This window comes from Bacillus sp. AFS001701, from assembly GCF_002559405.1.
Lineage (GTDB): Bacteria > Bacillota > Bacilli > Bacillales > Bacillaceae_G > Gottfriedia.
This window is the reverse complement of sequence record NZ_NTZO01000665.1, coordinates 1-389: the sequence shown is the minus strand read 5'-3', so window position 1 is coordinate 389 and position 389 is coordinate 1. Positions and strand designations below refer to the sequence as shown.

1 protein-coding gene is annotated in these 389 nt (G+C 28.5%); it reads right to left on the bottom strand.

The features are described from left to right. On the bottom strand, positions 1-361 hold a 361-nt coding region (locus tag CN514_RS24500), incomplete at its 3' end, for a YkvA family protein (RefSeq protein ID WP_098234800.1). Positions 362-389: the final 28 nt, after the last annotated feature.

The window sequence follows — 389 nt, the reverse complement described above, 5'->3', positions numbered from 1 at the left end:
TTTCAATATCTTTGTTAATTTGTTTAAATGTATACGCTAAAATTGTTGCATCATCTAAAAAGCCTAAGCCTACGATAAAATCTGGTATTGCATCGATTGGACTGACAAAATAAATTAATGCTCCGATTACTGTCAAAATTGATTTTGTGGAAATATCTCTATAACTGCCATTAATATATGATTTAAATAGCTCGATAAATAAATTTACTTTTTCCCAAGCTTCACCTAACGCGCCTTTTTTATCCGGTGCCAGCTTAGCTGCTTTTTTCAATAAATTCGTTGATTTTTCTTTATTTCCTAAATAGGAAGAAGCTTTCTTTAAATACTTTTTAAAAAACTTATTTTCATTTAACTCAGACATTTTTTCTCCTCCCTTTTTTATAGTTTAA